The sequence below is a fragment of the Terriglobus albidus genome, from assembly GCF_025685425.1.
Classification (GTDB): Bacteria; Acidobacteriota; Terriglobia; order Terriglobales; family Acidobacteriaceae; genus Terriglobus; species Terriglobus albidus.
In genome coordinates this window covers 428,052-444,103 of the sequence record NZ_JAGTAS010000058.1, presented here as the reverse complement: position 1 = coordinate 444,103, position 16,052 = coordinate 428,052, and the positions used below count along the sequence as shown (strand labels likewise).

Annotated in this window: 10 protein-coding genes and 1 pseudogene; 9 read left to right on the top strand and 2 right to left on the bottom strand. The window is 58.5% G+C overall.

The window, feature by feature from the left end; genetic code table 11:
* Nucleotides 1-18: 18 nt before the first annotated feature.
* The 9 genes and pseudogenes from OHL21_RS20925 (at nucleotide 19) to OHL21_RS20885 (ending at nucleotide 11,822) form a co-directional block, all read left to right on the top strand.
* The gene (locus tag OHL21_RS20925) at nucleotides 19-1,611 is read left to right on the top strand and encodes an acido-empty-quinoprotein group A (RefSeq protein ID WP_263419249.1); all 1,593 of its coding nucleotides are present in this window, start codon (nucleotides 19-21) and stop codon (nucleotides 1,609-1,611) included.
* Nucleotides 1,612-1,623: 12 nt separating this feature from the next.
* Entirely contained in the window at nucleotides 1,624-2,601 is a 978-nt protein-coding gene (locus OHL21_RS20920; RefSeq protein ID WP_263419248.1) for a ThuA domain-containing protein, read from the top strand.
* Nucleotides 2,602-2,628: 27 nt separating this feature from the next.
* Nucleotides 2,629-3,696 carry a sugar phosphate isomerase/epimerase family protein gene (locus OHL21_RS20915; protein ID WP_263419247.1) on the top strand — a complete coding sequence of 356 codons (1,068 nt, stop codon included), beginning with the start codon at nucleotides 2,629-2,631 and terminating at the stop codon, nucleotides 3,694-3,696.
* Complete coding sequence (locus tag OHL21_RS20910) at nucleotides 3,693-4,841, top strand: Gfo/Idh/MocA family protein (protein ID WP_263419246.1); 1,149 nt, start codon at nucleotides 3,693-3,695, stop codon at nucleotides 4,839-4,841. Before OHL21_RS20915 ends, OHL21_RS20910 begins: the two co-directional genes overlap by 4 nt.
* 167 nt (nucleotides 4,842-5,008) lie before the next feature.
* Nucleotides 5,009-6,250, top strand: a pseudogene (locus OHL21_RS20905) (ROK family protein).
* A gap of 143 nt (nucleotides 6,251-6,393) precedes the next feature.
* Nucleotides 6,394-7,875, top strand: a complete 1,482-nt coding sequence (gene xylB, locus OHL21_RS20900) for a xylulokinase (RefSeq protein WP_263419245.1) — start codon at nucleotides 6,394-6,396, stop codon at nucleotides 7,873-7,875.
* 35 nt (nucleotides 7,876-7,910) lie between these two features.
* Nucleotides 7,911-9,242, top strand: coding sequence for a xylose isomerase (xylA, locus tag OHL21_RS20895; RefSeq protein WP_263419244.1), 1,332 nt, complete (start codon nucleotides 7,911-7,913; stop codon nucleotides 9,240-9,242).
* Between the two features lie 206 nt (nucleotides 9,243-9,448).
* Nucleotides 9,449-10,804, top strand: a complete 1,356-nt coding sequence (locus tag OHL21_RS20890) for a Gfo/Idh/MocA family protein (RefSeq protein ID WP_263419243.1) — start codon at nucleotides 9,449-9,451, stop codon at nucleotides 10,802-10,804.
* On the top strand, nucleotides 10,797-11,822 hold the full coding sequence (locus tag OHL21_RS20885; protein ID WP_263419242.1) for a DUF6807 domain-containing protein: 1,026 nt from the start codon (nucleotides 10,797-10,799) through the stop codon (nucleotides 11,820-11,822). Before OHL21_RS20890 ends, OHL21_RS20885 begins: the two co-directional genes overlap by 8 nt.
* Nucleotides 11,823-11,923: 101 nt before the next feature.
* Here the strand turns inward: OHL21_RS20885 and OHL21_RS20880 are convergent, their stop codons facing one another.
* Together OHL21_RS20880 and OHL21_RS20875 are read right to left on the bottom strand one after the other, a co-directional pair.
* A complete protein-coding gene (locus tag OHL21_RS20880) occupies nucleotides 11,924-13,255 on the bottom strand; it encodes a DUF1501 domain-containing protein (RefSeq protein ID WP_263419241.1) in 1,332 nt (443 codons plus the stop codon).
* A 33-nt stretch (nucleotides 13,256-13,288) separates the two neighbouring features.
* Nucleotides 13,289-15,655 carry a DUF1800 family protein gene (locus OHL21_RS20875; RefSeq protein ID WP_263419240.1) on the bottom strand — a complete coding sequence of 789 codons (2,367 nt, stop codon included), beginning with the start codon at nucleotides 15,653-15,655 and terminating at the stop codon, nucleotides 13,289-13,291.
* Nucleotides 15,656-16,052: the final 397 nt, after the last annotated feature.

Here is a 16,052-nt window from a genome sequence, read left to right as displayed (position 1 = left end):
ACGTTGAAGCAGGTCCGGATGAATTGGAAAAAGAGTGCACGAGTGCTGACGCTGGCTGTGGCCGCGACTGCCACCATGGGTTTGAATGCGCAGAATGTAGACAGCGCGATCCTGAGGAATCCGCCGCCCGATAGCTGGCCGGGATATCACGGCGACTATTCCGGCCGTCGCCACAGCGCACTGACGGAGATCAATACACGCAATGTCAGCGGACTTACGCTGGAATGGGCCTTTCAGACACAGCAGAACGGAGTTCTGAAGGCGACACCGATTCTGGTGGACGGCATTCTGTACTTCACGCTGCCGGATCACGTATGGGCGATCGACGCCCGCTCCGGTCATCAGTTGTGGCACTACGCCGCGCCGCAGACCAAGGCGTTTCATATCGGCCAGCGTGGTGTGAGCATTCTGAAGGACAAGCTCTACTACATGACCTCGGATGCGCATCTGCAGGCGTTGGATGCGAAGACCGGCAACGTGCTGTGGGATGTGGAGGTTGCCGACTCGAAGAAGGGACAGTGGGCAACGATGTCCCCTTTGATCGTTGGCAACCACGTTCTGGTGGGAGCTTCAGGTGACTTCGATAATCTGCAGGGCTTCCTGCGCGCGGTCGATCCTGATACCGGCAAAACCCAATGGACGTTTTACTCCACACCCACGGTAGACACGCCGCGCGTGGCGTACAGCGGAAACATGTGGATGACCGGTACGTATGATCCGGATCTGAACCTGATTTATTTCGGCACAGGTAATCCTTCGCCGGTGCTGAATGGCAAGGTGCGGCCGGGCGACAACCTCTATACCTGCACGATCCTGGCGCTCGATCCGGAGACCGGAAAGCTGGTGTGGCACTTCCAGCCCTCGCCGCACGACACCCACGATTGGGATGCAGTGGAGATTCCGGTGCTGGCCGACGGGGTCTTCGACGGTAAGCCGCGCAAGATGCTGATGCAGGCCTCGCGCAATGGCTACTTCTTCGTGATTGACCGGACGAACGGCAAGAATCTGCTAACCACGACCTTCGGCCCGGTGAACTGGACGAAGGGCGTGGATAAGGATGGCCGGCCGATTCCGAATCCCGATAAGGAGCCAGCGCCAGATGGCCGCCTGATCGCACCCGATGAGGGAGGCATGACGAACTACCGGTCGCCGAGCTTCGATCCCAAGACCGGCCTGTTTATCGTGAGTGCTTCGCCGAGCTACAGCCTCTACTTCAATAAGCCCGCGGACGGTGCATACGGCTGGGCCGGCGCGGATTACGGTCTGTGGAGCAAGGGCGTGCTGGACGCGATCGATTACAAGACCGGCAAGATCCGCTGGTCGCATGAGCTTGGCCAGCGCGCCGGCTCCGGCGTTCTGACCACGGAAGGCGGGTTGACTTTTACCGGTGATTCGGCCGGAAACTTCCTGGCACTGGATACAGCGACGGGCAAGACGCTGTGGCACGCCGGCGCCGGTGGACAGATTGCCTCGTCACCGATCAGTTATGAGCTGGATGGGCATCAGTACATCCTGACCAGCGGCGGCAATGTGATGTTTGCCTGGCGCCTGCCTGATGCTCCGGCGGCAACCGCGGCGAAGCGGACTCCAACTGCAGCAACAACGAAGTAAGAAGAGGCAGATATGAAGCAATGGTTTCTTGCACTCGCGGTTGGTTTTGGCGCGCTGACACCTGCGGCGATGGCCGCGTCGAAGATCCACGTTCTGATTCTTGACGGTGAAAGCGCGGCTCCGTATCACAACTGGGCGGCGGAGACGCCGGTCCTGAAGCAGGAGTTGGAGGAGACAGGCCTCTTCGATGTGGAGGTGCTGACCATCCAGAAAGATGGTGACTTCTCGCAGTTCCATCCCGCGTGGTCGAAGTATCAGGCGGTGGTGTTGAACTATGACGCTCCGGATGAGCGTTGGTCGAGCGAGGTGAAGTCTTCCTTCGAGCAGTACATGAACAACGGTGGCGGTCTGGTGACGATCCATGCTGCCGATAACGCCTTCCCGGACTGGGTGGCTTTCAATGAGATGATCGGTATCGGCGGATGGCGCGGACGTACTGAGAAGGCCGGTCCGCACTGGGTTTATAAGGATGGCAAGCTGGTCGCCGATGATAAGCCGGGCCGGGCGGGTTCTCACGGTTTGCGGCTTCCGTTCCAACTCACGGTGCGCGATGCCAACCACCCCATCACCAAGGGGCTGCCGAAGCAGTGGATGCATCAGGGCGACGAGATGTATGCCAACCTGCGTGGTCCGGGCAAGATGACGGTTCTGGCCACGGCCTACTCTGATCCCGAGAATCATGGCACCGGTTTTGACGAACCGATGCTGATGGTCTCCCAGTTCGGTAAAGGACGCATCTTCCACTCGACCCTGGGTCACGATGTGATGGCGATCAGCTCGGTGGATTATGTGGTTGCCTTCCAGCGCGGTGTGGAGTGGGTCGCGACCGGTAAGGTGACGCAGCCTGTTCCCACCTCGTTCCCGACGGCGAATACGGTGAGCTATCGGACCGATCTCGCAGCGAAGGATCCGCATTACAGCAAGGGTCTGAACCCGATGGACGGCCCGCCGCCGATGCGCCCGGCTCCACAACCCACGCCACAGAAGTAAGATGGTCGGGAGAGAACATCGCAAATCATGAAGACGATCAAGGGACCTGGAATCTTTCTTGCGCAGTTTGCCGGCGATGAACCGCCATTCAACTCACTGAACGAGATCTGCAAATGGGCAGCCGAGATCGGCTTCAAAGGTGTGCAGATCCCTACCTGGGACGGTCGCCTGTTCGACCTGAAGCGCGCCGCGGAAAGCACAGCCTATTGTGATGAAGTGCGTGGAATTGCCACATCGCATGGTCTGGCGATTACGGAGCTCTCGACGCATCTGCAGGGCCAGCTCGTCGCAGTGCATCCCGCCTACGACGCGTTATTCGATAGCTTTGCTCCGGCATCTGTGCACGGCAAGCCTGCCGCGCGTACCGAGTGGGCGATCGAGCAGCTTCGTTTCGCAGCGAAGGCTTCGCGCAACCTGGGACTTGATCGCCATGCCACCTTCTCGGGAGCTTTAGCATGGCCATATCTCTATCCCTGGCCCCAGCGTCCTGCAGGTCTGGTGGAGACCGCCTTCGGAGAGCTGGCGAAGCGCTGGCTGCCATTGCTGGATTTCTTCGAGGAGCAGGGCGTGGATGTCTGCTACGAGATCCACCCCGGCGAGGATCTGCACGACGGGTCGTCATTTGAGATGTTCCTCGACCTGGTGAAGGGGCACAAGCGCTGCAACCTGCTCTATGACCCCAGCCACTTTATTTTGCAGGGGCTCGATTATCTGGAGTACATCGACCTGTATCACGACCGCATCAAGATGTTTCATGTCAAGGATGCCGAGTTCCGGCCGACCGGACGGCAGGGCGTCTATGGAGGCTTCCAGTCCTGGGCGAATCGTGCGGGCCGCTTCCGTTCGCTGGGCGATGGCCAGGTCGACTTCAAGGCGATCTTCTCCAAGCTGACGCAATATGGGTTTGACGGCTGGGCAGTGATGGAGTGGGAGTGCTGCATCAAGAGCTCCGCGCAGGGCGCGGGTGAAGGCGCGCCGTTCATCCAGAGCTGCATCATTCAGGCGGTGGAGAAGGCGTTCGATGACTTCGCCGGAGCCACGACCGATCAGCGGATGCTCGATAACCTGCTTGGCATTGGAAGGAAGGACGCATGAGCAAGAAGCTCGGACGGAAGCTGCGCCTGGGCATGGTCGGCGGAGGCCCAGGGGCCTTCATCGGAGAGGTGCATCGCATTGCGGCACGGTTCGATGGTAAGTACGATCTGGTAGCGGCGGCGCTCTCTTCCAATGCGGAGAAGTCGAAGACCTTTGCGGCAGAGTTGGGAATTCCGCGTGCCTACGGCAGCTTCGCCGAGATGGCTGAGGTTGAGTCGAAGCGCGACGACGGCATCGATGTTGTCGCGATCGTGACGCCGAATGATACGCACTACGCCATCGCCAAGGCGTTCCTCGACGCAGGTATCCATGTCATGTGCGATAAGCCCATGACGACGACGCTGGACGATGCGGTGAAGCTGGCCGAAGAGGTCGAGCGTTCCGGTCTGATCTTCGCGCTGACGCACACCTACTCCGGCTATCCGATTGTGCGTCAGATGCGCAGCATTGTGGAGAGCGGCGTGCTCGGCAAGGTCCGCATGATCAATGTGGAGTATGTGCAGGGATGGCTTGCGACTCCACTCGAGAGCACGGGAGCGAATAAGCAGGCCGAGTGGCGTACCGATCCCAAGCGCAGCGGCCCGGCCGGCTGCCTCGGTGATATCGGAACGCACGCCTATCACCTGGCTTACTTCGTCAGCGGCCTTGAGCCGGCATCGATTTCTGCCGATCTGACGACCTTTGTTAACGGACGCCGGCTGGATGACAACGTCCAGGCGATGATCCACTACGAGGGCGGCGCCAAGGCCAGCCTGTGGTCGTCGCAGATTGCCATTGGCAATGAGAACAATCTGAATCTGCGTATCTATGGTGAAGCCGGTTCGCTGGAGTGGAACCAGGAGAACCCGAACTACGCGCGGTACACGCCGCTGAACCACCCGACGCAGATTTTGAGCCGGGGTGGCGGAGCGTTGAATGCCGCGGCGGCGCGTTTGCCTGCCGGCCATCCTGAGGGATACTTCGAGGCCTTTGCCCAGCTTTACGCGGACCTGGCAGAGCGCATTACGGCCCGGCTGGAAGAGCGTGATCCTGCACCGTCGTCGTTGCTGCTGCCGACCTGCCAGGATGGAGTGAAGGGATTGAAGTTCATTGAGGCAGCATTGCGCTCCTCAGCGAGCCAATCTTCCTGGACATCTCTTAAGTAGTTACGGTGATGTGACTTGCTGTCGTACCATGGTGGCAACTAGAGCATTTTCCCTGTTGCTGGGTATCCCGGAAGAGGAGTGGAGCGGCGTTTTCATTGCGGAAAACGCCCATAGATGCGGAAGCCCTACTCTACACCTGCAGGGAAAATGCTCTACTGATCGGTACGATGAGTTCTCTGAAGTCCAGAAAACCGAATGCACGGCAGACCCATGGAGTGCGCCAGATCGACCTGGCGTCCTTCCAGCCTGCCTCCAGCGAGATGGCTCGCGATATCAATCGCGACATCATCCTTGAACTTATTCGTTTCAAGCAACCGCTGGCTCGCGCTGACCTGTCGCGTCTCTCTGGCCTGCGCCCAAGCACGGTCTCGGCGATTGTCGAGCAGTTGATCCAGGAGAGCTGGGTGAAGGAGGGCGCGGTCATCAAGCCCGCGCGAGGGCGGCCGTCCACCATGCTTTCGGTCAACAGCGACAAGGTCACGCTGGCGCTTGATCTGCGTCCGGACCGCGCCATTCTTGCAGTGGCAGATCTGAGCGGCCGCTTCCTGTCTCGCGAGACCATCACGACCTCGTCGGACTTGAAGAAGACGGTGGCGCAGATTGGTAAGCGGATGCGGGCATTGCGTGATGAACACTCGACCAAGTCATTCGAGGGGATCGGCGTGAGCCTGCCGGGCCGTGTGCAGCCGGCGACCCAGCGTGTGTTGCTCGCGCCGAATATGCACTGGCATGAGTTCGATCTGAAGAAGGCCCTGGAAGATGTCTCCGGCCTGCAGGTGGAGATCGACAACGATGCCAACGTCTGCCTGATCTCAGAGCTTTGGTTCGGCCGCCTGCAAGGCGCCCGGGATGTGGTGCTGGTGGCGGTGGCGGAGGGTGTCGGCGCGGCAATTCTTGCCGGGTGACACATGCACTCGGGGTACAACGGCATGGCCGGTGAGTTCGGCCACGTCTCGATCGACCCCAGTGGGCCCCTGTGCCAGTGCGGGCAGAAGGGGTGCTGGGAGATGGTCGCATCTTCGCGCGCAGCCATTCGGAGCTTCAACGAGGCCAGCCGCCGCAAGGTAAAGGATATCTATGAGCTGCTGCAACTCAGCGAAGAGGGCGATGAGAACGCCATCGAGGCGCTCACTGAACAGGCGCGCGCCCTTGGCCGAGGCCTGCGGCTGATCACCGCCAGTATTTCGCCGGAACTGATTCTGGTAGTCGGCGATATCACCGCCTCGTGGGATCGTTTTGGCCCGGTCGTTGCACAGGAGCTGGCGGCATCCATGCTGGCTGGACCGCCGCCGTTGTTGCGCGCCGCCGGTGATGCAGAGTTGGCCCGCCTGAGCGGAAGCGCGGCGATGCTGATGCAGCGTCACGCCTCCTACCACCGTTCGACCCACGACGCATCCCGCAGAGCCTAGGGCATGTCGTAGCCTATAAAAAACGGATTTCATTGACCATCGAAAGAACATGTTGATATATTTTTGGACGGAAAATAAAGAAACTGCGGCCCCTCAACAGCCTCCTTTCTTTAGAACTTCAAACCAGATGGGAGCTCTGATCTATGTACTTGGGAATTGATTGTGGAACCCAGGGTACAAAGGCTCTTCTCATCACCGAGGCGGGCGCGGTCCGTGGTCGAGGATATGCCAGGCATCAGTTGATTGAGCGTGCCAGCGGGGCTCGCGAACAGGAGCCGCAGTGGTGGGTCGATGCCTTGCGGACGAGTGTGACGCAGGCGGTGAGCCATCATGGCGCAGAGGTTCTGGCGCTTGGTGTAAGTGGCCAGCAGCACGGCCTGGTGATTCTGGACGAAGCGAAACAGGTGATCCGGCCAGCGAAGCTGTGGAACGACACCGAGACCGCTCCGCAGAACTCTGCATTGATTGAGCGGCTGGGCGGAAAAAGCGCCGTAATGGAGCGCTTTGGCATTCTGCCCATGACCGGATACACGGTCTCAAAGCTGTTGTGGATCAAGGAGAACGAGCCGGAGAACTTTGCCCGTATCCGTCACATCCTGCTGCCGCATGAGTATCTGAACTTCTGGCTTACCGGGCAGATGTATGCTGAGTACGGCGATGCCTCCGGCACAGCTTTCTTCGACATTCGCACGCGCGAATGGATTCGCGAGATTCTGGATGAGATCGATGGCGGTACCGGCCAGCTTGCCGCAGCACTGCCTCCGCTGCTGAAGGTAGACCAGCTTGTCGGCGCAGTTCGTCCCGAGGTTGCAGCTGAGCTTGGACTATCGCCGCAGTGCGTTGTCTCTTCCGGCGGCGGGGACAACATGATGGGCGCGATCGGAACCGGCAATGTTCGTCCCGGCATTGTGACGCTGAGCCTGGGCACTTCGTCGACGGTCTATTCGTTCCTGGAAAAGCCGTTAGCCAGTGTCGATCCGAGTGTGGCGCCGTTCTGCTCCTCTTCTGGTGGATGGTTGCCCTTGGTCTGCACTATGAACGCGACCAACGTGGTGACACAGACTTTGCACGTGCTGGGCAAGGGCGTCGAGGACATCGATCCGGTTCTGGCCTCGACCAATCCTGGCGCGGACGGTATCACCTTCCTGCCCTTCCTGAACGGCGAACGTACGCCGGATCTGCCAACCGCACAGGGCAGCATGCATGGTGTGACGGCCACGAACTTCAGCGCCGGCAACCTGCTGCGCGGCGTCATTGAAGGCGTGACCTTCGGCGTTCTGAATGGTCTTGAGCTGATTCTGCAAGGCCAGCTCGCGAGCAAGATTCAGGTGATCGGCGGCGGTTCGCGCTCGGCAGAGTGGCGGCAGATGATTGCCGATGCCACCGGTGCGGTGATCCAGGTACCGATTGAAGAAGAGGCCGGCTGCCTGGGAGCAGCGATTCAGGCCATCTATGCGTACAAGTGCCAGCAGGGAACTCCGGTTACTTTTGCTGTGCTCTCCGAGCGACTTGTCAGCGTCGACGAGGAGAAGACAGCTCACCCCCGGGCGGAGAAACGTGCCGCCTACCGTGCGGCGCAGGACCGCTACAACGCCGTACTCAAAGCTCAGTTTCCGAACCTATGATCTTGTCATCCAACATAAGCAGATTGGAGAACCACTTGTCTGAAACAATCTTCAGCAACTTTCCTACGGTGAAGTTTGAAGGTGCCGCGAGCACCAATCCCCTGGCCTATCAGTACTACGACGCCGACCGCGTTGTGCTGGGCAAGCCGCTGCGCGAGCACCTCCGTTTCGCCGTGGCCTACTGGCACTCGTTCGCGATGACGGGAAGCGATCCCTTTGGCGGGCCCACGATTCATCGTTCATGGATGGGTGCAGGCGATCCCATCGCGTTGGCAAAGCAGAAGGCCGATGCCGCGTTCGACTTCTTCCGCGTGCTCGATGTGCCGTTCTACTGCTTCCACGATGCCGATATTGCCCCTGCGGAGGAGACGCTCGCCGGTACGCTGAAGAACCTGCACACCATCGTCGACTACCTGGGCGAGAAGATGAGCTCGTCGAAGACGAAGCTGCTGTGGGGAACAGCGAACCTGTTCTCGCACCCGCGCTTCATGGCCGGCGCTTCCACCAATCCCGATCCAGAGGTCTTTGCCTGGTGCGCTGCCACGGTGAAGCACTGCATGGACGCGACGATGAAGCTCGGCGGAGCGAACTACGTTCTGTGGGGCGGACGCGAGGGTTACGAGACGCTGCTGAATACCGACATGAAGCAGGAGCTCGAGCAGATGGGCCGCTTCCTCTCGCTGGTGGTCGACTACAAGCACAAGATTGGCTTCAAGGGACAGATCCTGGTTGAGCCGAAGCCGAAGGAACCCACCTCCCACCAGTACGACTTCGATACAGCGACGGTCTATGGCTTCCTGAAGCGCTTTGGCCTGGAGAATGAGGTTCGTGTGAACCTCGAAGCCAATCATGCCACGCTGGCCGGCCACACCTTCGAGCATGAGATTGCGACCGCAGGGGCCTTCGGCATTCTGGGCTCGCTTGATATCAATCGCGGCGATGCGCTGCTGGGCTGGGATACCGACCAGTTCCCGAATGACCTGTGGAGCATGACCATGTCGATGTACCAAGTCATTAAGGCGGGCGGTCTTGGCGTGGGTGGATGCAACTTCGACGCGAAGGTTCGCCGCCAGAGCTTTACGGCTGAGGACCTGGTCTATGCCCACGTTGGCGGTATGGACCTGTGCGCCCGCTCCTTCCTGACGGCCGCGAAGCTGATCGAAGAGGGCGAGTACGACGCCATCATCACCGAGCGCTATGCCGGCTGGAAGACTCCGGAGGCGCAGGCCATGTTCAACGGCAAGCTCTCCCTGGAGGAGATTGCCGCCAAGGCCGAGAAGGACGCGATTCAGCCCCAGCCTCGCTCGGGCCGCCAGGAGAAGATCGAAAACCTGCTCGCCCGCAAGATCTACCGCGATCTGCAGTAGATTTCGTAACGCTTCTGAAGTCCGCAAAAGGCCGTGATGTCTCGTCGACATTGCGGCCTTTTTATATTGCAAGTCGATGAATTGCTGGGTCTGCAAGGGAAAGAAAGGTGCTCGCATCGGTCTGAGACGAGACAAAAGTACCGTCGGCTCTGTACACTGTCCCTCCGCCAGTAAAACCTTTCGATTTTGACGTACGGAGATGATCCATGGCCACTTCGCAGACTGATCGCCGCGAGTTCCTCAAGCTTTCCACTGCCGCGCTTGCTACCTCTGCGCTCTCGATGAACGCCCGCAGCTATGCTGCCGTCGTCGGAGCCAACGACCGCGTCCGCACCGCCGTTGTCGGCTGCGGCGACCGTATGCGGCAGGCTCTGATTCCTGCCTTCCAGGCCTGTAAACAGGAGAACAACTTCGAGTTCGTTGCGGTCTCTGACATCTGGTCGATGCGCCGCGAATCGGGCCAGGCGTTGCTGAAGAAGCTCTCCGGTGGAGACATTGCGATCTGCCGTAATAACGACGAACTCTACTCGCGCAAGGATGTGGATGCCGTTCTGATTGCGACCGCCGACTTCCAGCATGCACAGCACGGCATTGAAGCGGTGAAGGCAGGTCGTGACGCCTACTGCGAAAAGCCGACAGCCGACATCATGTCCGACGCGCGCGATCTGTTGAAGGCGGTTAAAGAGAGTGGACGGGTCTTCCAGGTCGGTACGCAGCGTCGGTCGACCCCCGCGTATCAGAAGGCGTATGAGTACATCCGCTCCGGCAAGTTCGGCGACATCAATATGGTGGAGATGACCTGGAACGTCAACCAGCCGGGCCGCTGGCGGCGTCCAGATGTGGTGCCACTGCTGAAAGAGGAAGACACCGACTGGAAGCGCTACCTGTTGAATCGTCCGTATGAGCCGTTCGATGCGCGCAAGTATCTCGAGTTCCGTCTCTTCTGGCCGTTCTCTTCGGGTATTCCCGATCAATGGCTGGTGCACCAGATCGATACCGTGCACTGGTTCTCAGGCTATCCGCATCCGCGCTCGGTGGTTGCCAACGGCGGCATCTATCAGTGGCATGACGGACGCCGCAACTGGGATACGTTTACGGCGGTCTTCGACTACGGCCCAATGGACGATCCGAAGAAGGGCTTCCAGGTGCTGTACTCGTCGCGGCAGACCAACTCGGCCGGGGGCATCAAGGAGATCTACTACTCCAACGGCGGCAGCCTGAACATGGATACACAGGAGGTGACGCCGGATGGCGGCCTCACCACAAAGGCGGCGGCTGAGATGAAGATGCAGCCGAATCAACTGCCGAAGTTTTCGCTGGCTGAGAAGGCGGAGAAGGTTTCGACCGACGCCAATACGGGCGGCGATCCAATGACGACGGCTAACATGCACAACTGGATGGAGTGCGTACGCAGCCGCAAGACTCCGAATGCCAGCATTGAGGCGGGTTATTCGCACTCGATCGCGCTGTGCATGTGCATCGCTGCCATGCAGACCGGGCAGAAGGTAACTTTCAACGATAAGACGCAACAGATCATCGCCGGAGGCAAGGTCTATGCGTAAGCTGTTGGCAGCCGCTATGGTTCTGCTTCCACTTACATCGGTTGCGCAGATGGTAAAAATAACTCCCGTAGAGAGCGAGCGCCGCGTCGATATCACCGTCGACGGCAAGCCCTTTACCAGCTATATGTGGCCCACTACGCTGGAGAAGCCGGTGCTATATCCGCTGACGGCTCCTGACGGAACCATCGTGACCCGCGGATATCCGCTGAAGCCGCAGAAGAACGAGCGTACGGATCACCCGCATCACGCTGGTCTGTGGTTCAACTACGGCAATGTCAATGGATTCGACTTCTGGAATAACTCTGATGCCATCAAGCCGGCGCAGAAGCCGAAGATGGGCTCGGTGCATCACACCAAAATCGTGAGCACGCATAGCGGCCAGGGGAAGGGAGACCTCGCGGTCGAGTCCATCTGGACCAACGGAGCAGGACAGGATGTACTGCGTGAGACGACGCAGTATGTCTTCGGGGTGAAGAACGGTGTCCGCTACATTGACCGTATTGGCAAGCTGACCGCACTGGAAAAGATCACCTTCAACGACGACAAGGAAGGCGTGCTGGGCATTCGTGTGGCGCGCTGGCTCGAGTCGCCGACCGAGAAGGGTGGAACTTTCCTGGACGCGAGCGGTAACCCGACACAGGTGGCCGCCGTGGATAACTCCATCGCAACCGGTGTCTATCTGACCAGTGAAGGCATCGAGGGCGATAAGGTATGGTCGACCCGCGGTCGCTGGTGCGTGCTGGGTGGACATACTCCGGAGGGCAAGAAGGAAGCGATTGCTATCATCGATAACCCGAAGAACCCGGGGTATCCCACCTACTGGCATGCGCGCGGCTACGGACTGTTCGCGGCGAATCCGCTCGGAGCACATATCTTCAATCCCAAGGCGGAGCCATTCAATTACACGGTAGAGAAGGGAAAGACCGTCACCTTCACGTATCGTGTTCTGCTTTCGTCGTCACCTCTGACCTCGGATCAGATGAACCACGAAGCCGATGCATTTGCCAAACAGTACTAATAACTATAAGTAGCAAAGGCCGCGGAGGAATAACCTTCGCGGCCTTTGTTGTTACGTGTAACCCATACACTGGTTATTCGAGCGAGTTCGAATAGCCGCTCTTACCCCAGAAAACCCAACGTACTCTTCGAAAAGTTACTCAACTCAGGAAATACATTATTGAGATCCTTGCCCTGTACGCCCAGCCATTGTGCCAACGTGGCGGCGTACTGCGTGCCGGATGTTGTCGGAATCCAGAGTCCAGTCGTCGCAAAGTCGTCATCACCGCCGAGAACAAGGCTGGGGAATGTTCCGTACATATCACCGCCTTTTACAGCGCCGCCGACGATGAGGTGATGGTTACCCCAGGCGTGGTCAGTGCCACCGCCGCTGTTCACCTGGTGCGCGCGAGCGAAGTCGGTCATGGTGAAGAGAGTTACCTGATCGAACATATTGATCTCCTGCATGGCAGCCGCAAAGGCGCCAACTGCAGCATCAAGGTCGGCGAGATTCGAAGCTTGTAGCGAGAGTTGCAGCGTGTGCGTGTCATAGCCTGACACGCTGGAGAGAAAGATCTGCCGGTTGACATCGAAACGTGAGCGGCCATTGATCATCTGTGCGATGACCCGCAGCTGCTGGCCAATATCTGTGCTGGGAAACTTGGTCTGAATGCTGGAGCCTGTGGAAGCAGCATCCAGAAGCAGCTTCGTTGTGGACAGGTGGCCACTCTGCATCTCGGAGATCGTATTCGACAACGCGTTCGAGCCCGGTGTCGAGTCCATCTGGTTTAAGGAAGGTGTCAGAGACTGCAACGCATTCAGAACAGCCACTGCGTTCTTGCCGGCGCCGATGGTGGCGAGATCGGTTGTTGTGCCGCTGCCGAGCAACTGCCATCCGCTGGTAGAGACCACGACAGGCGAGCTCGAAAGATTCTGCTTGGCGAGCAGGTCGGCAAGACGCCCCGCCCATCCATTGGTGCTGTCCGCCTGTGTAAGCGCGGACTGCCATTCGGCAGCTTGTGCAGAGTGGGAGAACAGGTTGAGCGGTACCTTGCCCGTGGTCTGTCCCTTCTTGTAAGGCGTGGTCAATGGGCCCGCATTGCATAGCCATGTAGCATGACCCTGGTTGTAGAGTGAGGCTACATTCTTCAGGCTGGGATGCAGACCAAACAGACGTCCACCACTGGTAGCCTGCAGGCCGACAAGGCTGGTTCGATCGATAGCCAGCTCGCCTCTACCGGCAGCGTACTGCGAGTAGAACGAGTCGGCGGGAATGACAGTGTTGTTTCCATCGTTGCCACCATCGAGATACACGCAGACAATCGCGCGGTAGCCGCTGTTGCTGCCGGAAGCCTGTGCCAAAAGGGGTGCTGAGATCAACCGTGGAATCAGCGGTGCTGCACTTAGGCCCAGTGTTATTCGTGAAGAGTGTTTAAGAAATTCTCGGCGATTCATCGTTACCCTCGAACCTATGTTGTGTACTTTTACCTATTGAATGGTCTGATATGCCGCGCTTGAAACCGCCATAAATATCAGGTCGGGGAGCATGGAATTGATCGATGCGGTTGGGTTAGCGGCGATGTAATTGGTCAGTGTTGTGCGAACGCTATCGGGCATCTGGCCGTGATACAGCAGGTGATTGACGCGCGCCAGAAAGTCATCCGTAGAGGTGGCATTTGAGAACGGAGATGTCTTCCAATTGACCTGGAAGCCTGGTTGCTTGTTGGTGAAGATACTGTAGATCAGGCCAAGCTTGGCGACACCGTTCGAACTTGTAAACAGTTGCGCTTCAGGAGCGTAGGTTCCGTTGGAAAGCATGTGGTCGGGGCTGTAATAACTGAAGACCGAAGGTGGACTGTAGAGTGGCTGCCCTATGATGACGTCGAGGTCGCGCACTTGGTCGTCCGTATAGATGCCCTGCACTGCATTCATAACATTCGCCAGGTAGAGAGCGGGCTCCATGAAGTGTCCCGTTGCGGGGTCGGCCTGTGCGGCGTTATCGCCCTTGCGAGCTTCTTTATCGAGCAGGATGGCTTTTACAACTGCTCCGAGATTGCCCCGGGTGCCGTTGCCATCATCCGCGAAGACTGCTGCGATACGGGCGATGTATGCGGGCGATGGATTGCTGGTTACGAGATGCTGGATCAAACGGCGGGAGAGGAATGGCCCGTAGTTGGGATGATTGAAGAGCGTATCGACGACCGAGTCAAGATCGACCTCTCCCTTTTGCCCAGCGGGCAGCGTGACACCGGGAAGAATATTCTTCGCGCTCTGGTTGTGCCAGCTTTCGGCCATGACCATGGGAACCTGCGCCTGCGGATATAGCTCTCCGGTGCGGGCGTACTTCCATCCGCTCAGAGCATTTGCCATATCCACGATATTCGATTGCGTGTAGGTCGGTACTAGCTGTCCATTCGCGTCGAGAATGGGGCTTCCATCCTGGTTGAGCTGCACTGTTCCAATCGTCATCAGCTGCATGAACTCGCGAGCGAAGTTCTGGTTGGGAACCTTGCCGGTATACGCGGCGTTGTTGACATTGTCGAGGAACGCTCCCATTATCGGGCTGAGCGCTACATCTTTTAGAAGTGTGCGTGCATTGCCAAAGGCATCGTTCTCCAGTAGTGCTTCCCAGAAAGGTCCGCAATCCGTCGGCCCACAGGCGATGCTTCCACCCGCGACATAGATCTGTGAGAGCGCGGACGAAACTCGCTGACGCAGCGAGTACTGCAGCGACTGAGTGTTGCGATAGTACTGCCCATACGAGAGCCCCATGCCGCTGGAGTAGTCATAGGCAGGGTTCCTCAGCTGCTGGTCGATCCAGCCACTCATTCCCATCTGCTGCACCTGTTGCACGGCCGCCGGAGTTGCTCCGTAGGCGGCCTGTTGCAGGAATCGTGCAGCGGCATCGTAGGAAACGGGCAATGCTTTGACGGAAAGCTGTAGCGCGCCTGTGCTTCCACCGTCGGAGCCGCTCATGCTTCCCTTGATCGCCATCGTTCCGGAGTCCCACGCCTGCATGGCGGCCTGCACGGAGATTTGCGTGTCGCTGACAATGGTAAACGTCTGCGGCAGGCCGTTGATCGTCAACTGCGAAAGGTTCGACAGGTGGGCGCCGGTAATTGTGAGTGTGGTGGTGGCGCCGGCATCTATTTGCGTGGGCATGCTGCTGGTAAGTGTCGGCAGCGCACGGCCTACAGGAAGATTGAGCGTTGCGGTGACGGAGGGAGTTGCTGCTAAAGATGCAGTGATATGCGCGGTTGTGCTCGCGGGAACGTTACTACTGGCGGTGTAGACACCATCCGGAGTGACTGAGCCTGAATCAGTGTGCCAGTTGACGGCTTGTGCTGTTGCAGCGCCGTTGAGCTGTGCCGTGAGCTGCGTGCTTTCTCCTTCACGGACGGTAATTGCAGCCGCGCTGAGGGTCAGTGCAATGCCTTTGCCGGATGCAGTAGCCGTCAGTGAGCCGGTGCTGGTGGTAAAGGAGATGCTTCCCGTCAGAGTACCGGACTGATTCGGCGTAAACAGCACGGCCATGGTGCACTTCGCATTGGCGGCAAGCGTGCCAAGACAGAGAGATGTATCCGAACGAAAACTACCGCTGATGTTGATGCTTTGCACATTTGCCGCGGCAGTGCCGGTGTTGCTGAGCGTAATGTTCTGCGCGACACTGGTGGCGCCGACCGAAGTGTCAGGAAACGCGAGCTGTGTACCGCTCAGTGTAAGCAAGGGCACACCGGATGACCCGGAGCCCGAGTTGGACGTGGACGATACGGCTGATGTGCCCGACTTGCTTGCCCCGCATCCGTACAGAACGATCGATACGCCAATTGCAAGATGGAGAATCACATCTCCCATGTGTCTTCTGAAAATGTGAATCTGCTGCCGTTCCGCCATTGCTCTGTTCCTCGATAGGCTTTATCGGCGGTGACAACATTTCTGTGAGGAGAGCGGCGGAGTAGAGAATTCGATAAAAATCACAATGAAAATGGGGGATATCGGCACTGTCGCAAATCTGGACAGCGCTAAAGAAATGCGTGAACTTGAGCATTTTCCCTGTAGGTGTGGAGTGGGGCGTCCGCATCCATGGACGTTTTCCGTAATGAAAACTTCGCTGCACTCCTCTTTCGGGATGCCCAGCAACAGGGAAATGCTCTTGACAATCCACAGCAGGAGACGAGAGCCTAACGCCACAACAGAAAAAACAGAAACAACCGTTTTCTTTTTCCCGGGTCCTGCTCGTCTGGAGGACAGT

What these genes read in the sequence shown, in the direction of transcription:
- OHL21_RS20910 (WP_263419246.1), top strand. Translation starts at nt 3,693, where the DNA reads ATGAGCAAGAAGCTCGGACGGAAGCTGCGCCTGGGCATGGTCGGCGGA.
- OHL21_RS20915 (WP_263419247.1), top strand. Translation starts at nt 2,629, where the DNA reads ATGAAGACGATCAAGGGACCTGGAATCTTTCTTGCGCAGTTTGCCGGC.
- OHL21_RS20885 (WP_263419242.1), top strand. Translation starts at nt 10,797, where the DNA reads ATGCGTAAGCTGTTGGCAGCCGCTATGGTTCTGCTTCCACTTACATCG.
- OHL21_RS20920 (WP_263419248.1), top strand. Translation starts at nt 1,624, where the DNA reads ATGAAGCAATGGTTTCTTGCACTCGCGGTTGGTTTTGGCGCGCTGACA.
- OHL21_RS20875 (WP_263419240.1), bottom strand. Translation starts at nt 15,655, where the DNA reads ATGGGAGATGTGATTCTCCATCTTGCAATTGGCGTATCGATCGTTCTG.
- OHL21_RS20925 (WP_263419249.1), top strand. Translation starts at nt 19, where the DNA reads ATGAATTGGAAAAAGAGTGCACGAGTGCTGACGCTGGCTGTGGCCGCG.
- OHL21_RS20880 (WP_263419241.1), bottom strand. Translation starts at nt 13,255, where the DNA reads ATGAATCGCCGAGAATTTCTTAAACACTCTTCACGAATAACACTGGGC.
- xylB (WP_263419245.1), top strand. Translation starts at nt 6,394, where the DNA reads ATGTACTTGGGAATTGATTGTGGAACCCAGGGTACAAAGGCTCTTCTC.
- OHL21_RS20890 (WP_263419243.1), top strand. Translation starts at nt 9,449, where the DNA reads ATGGCCACTTCGCAGACTGATCGCCGCGAGTTCCTCAAGCTTTCCACT.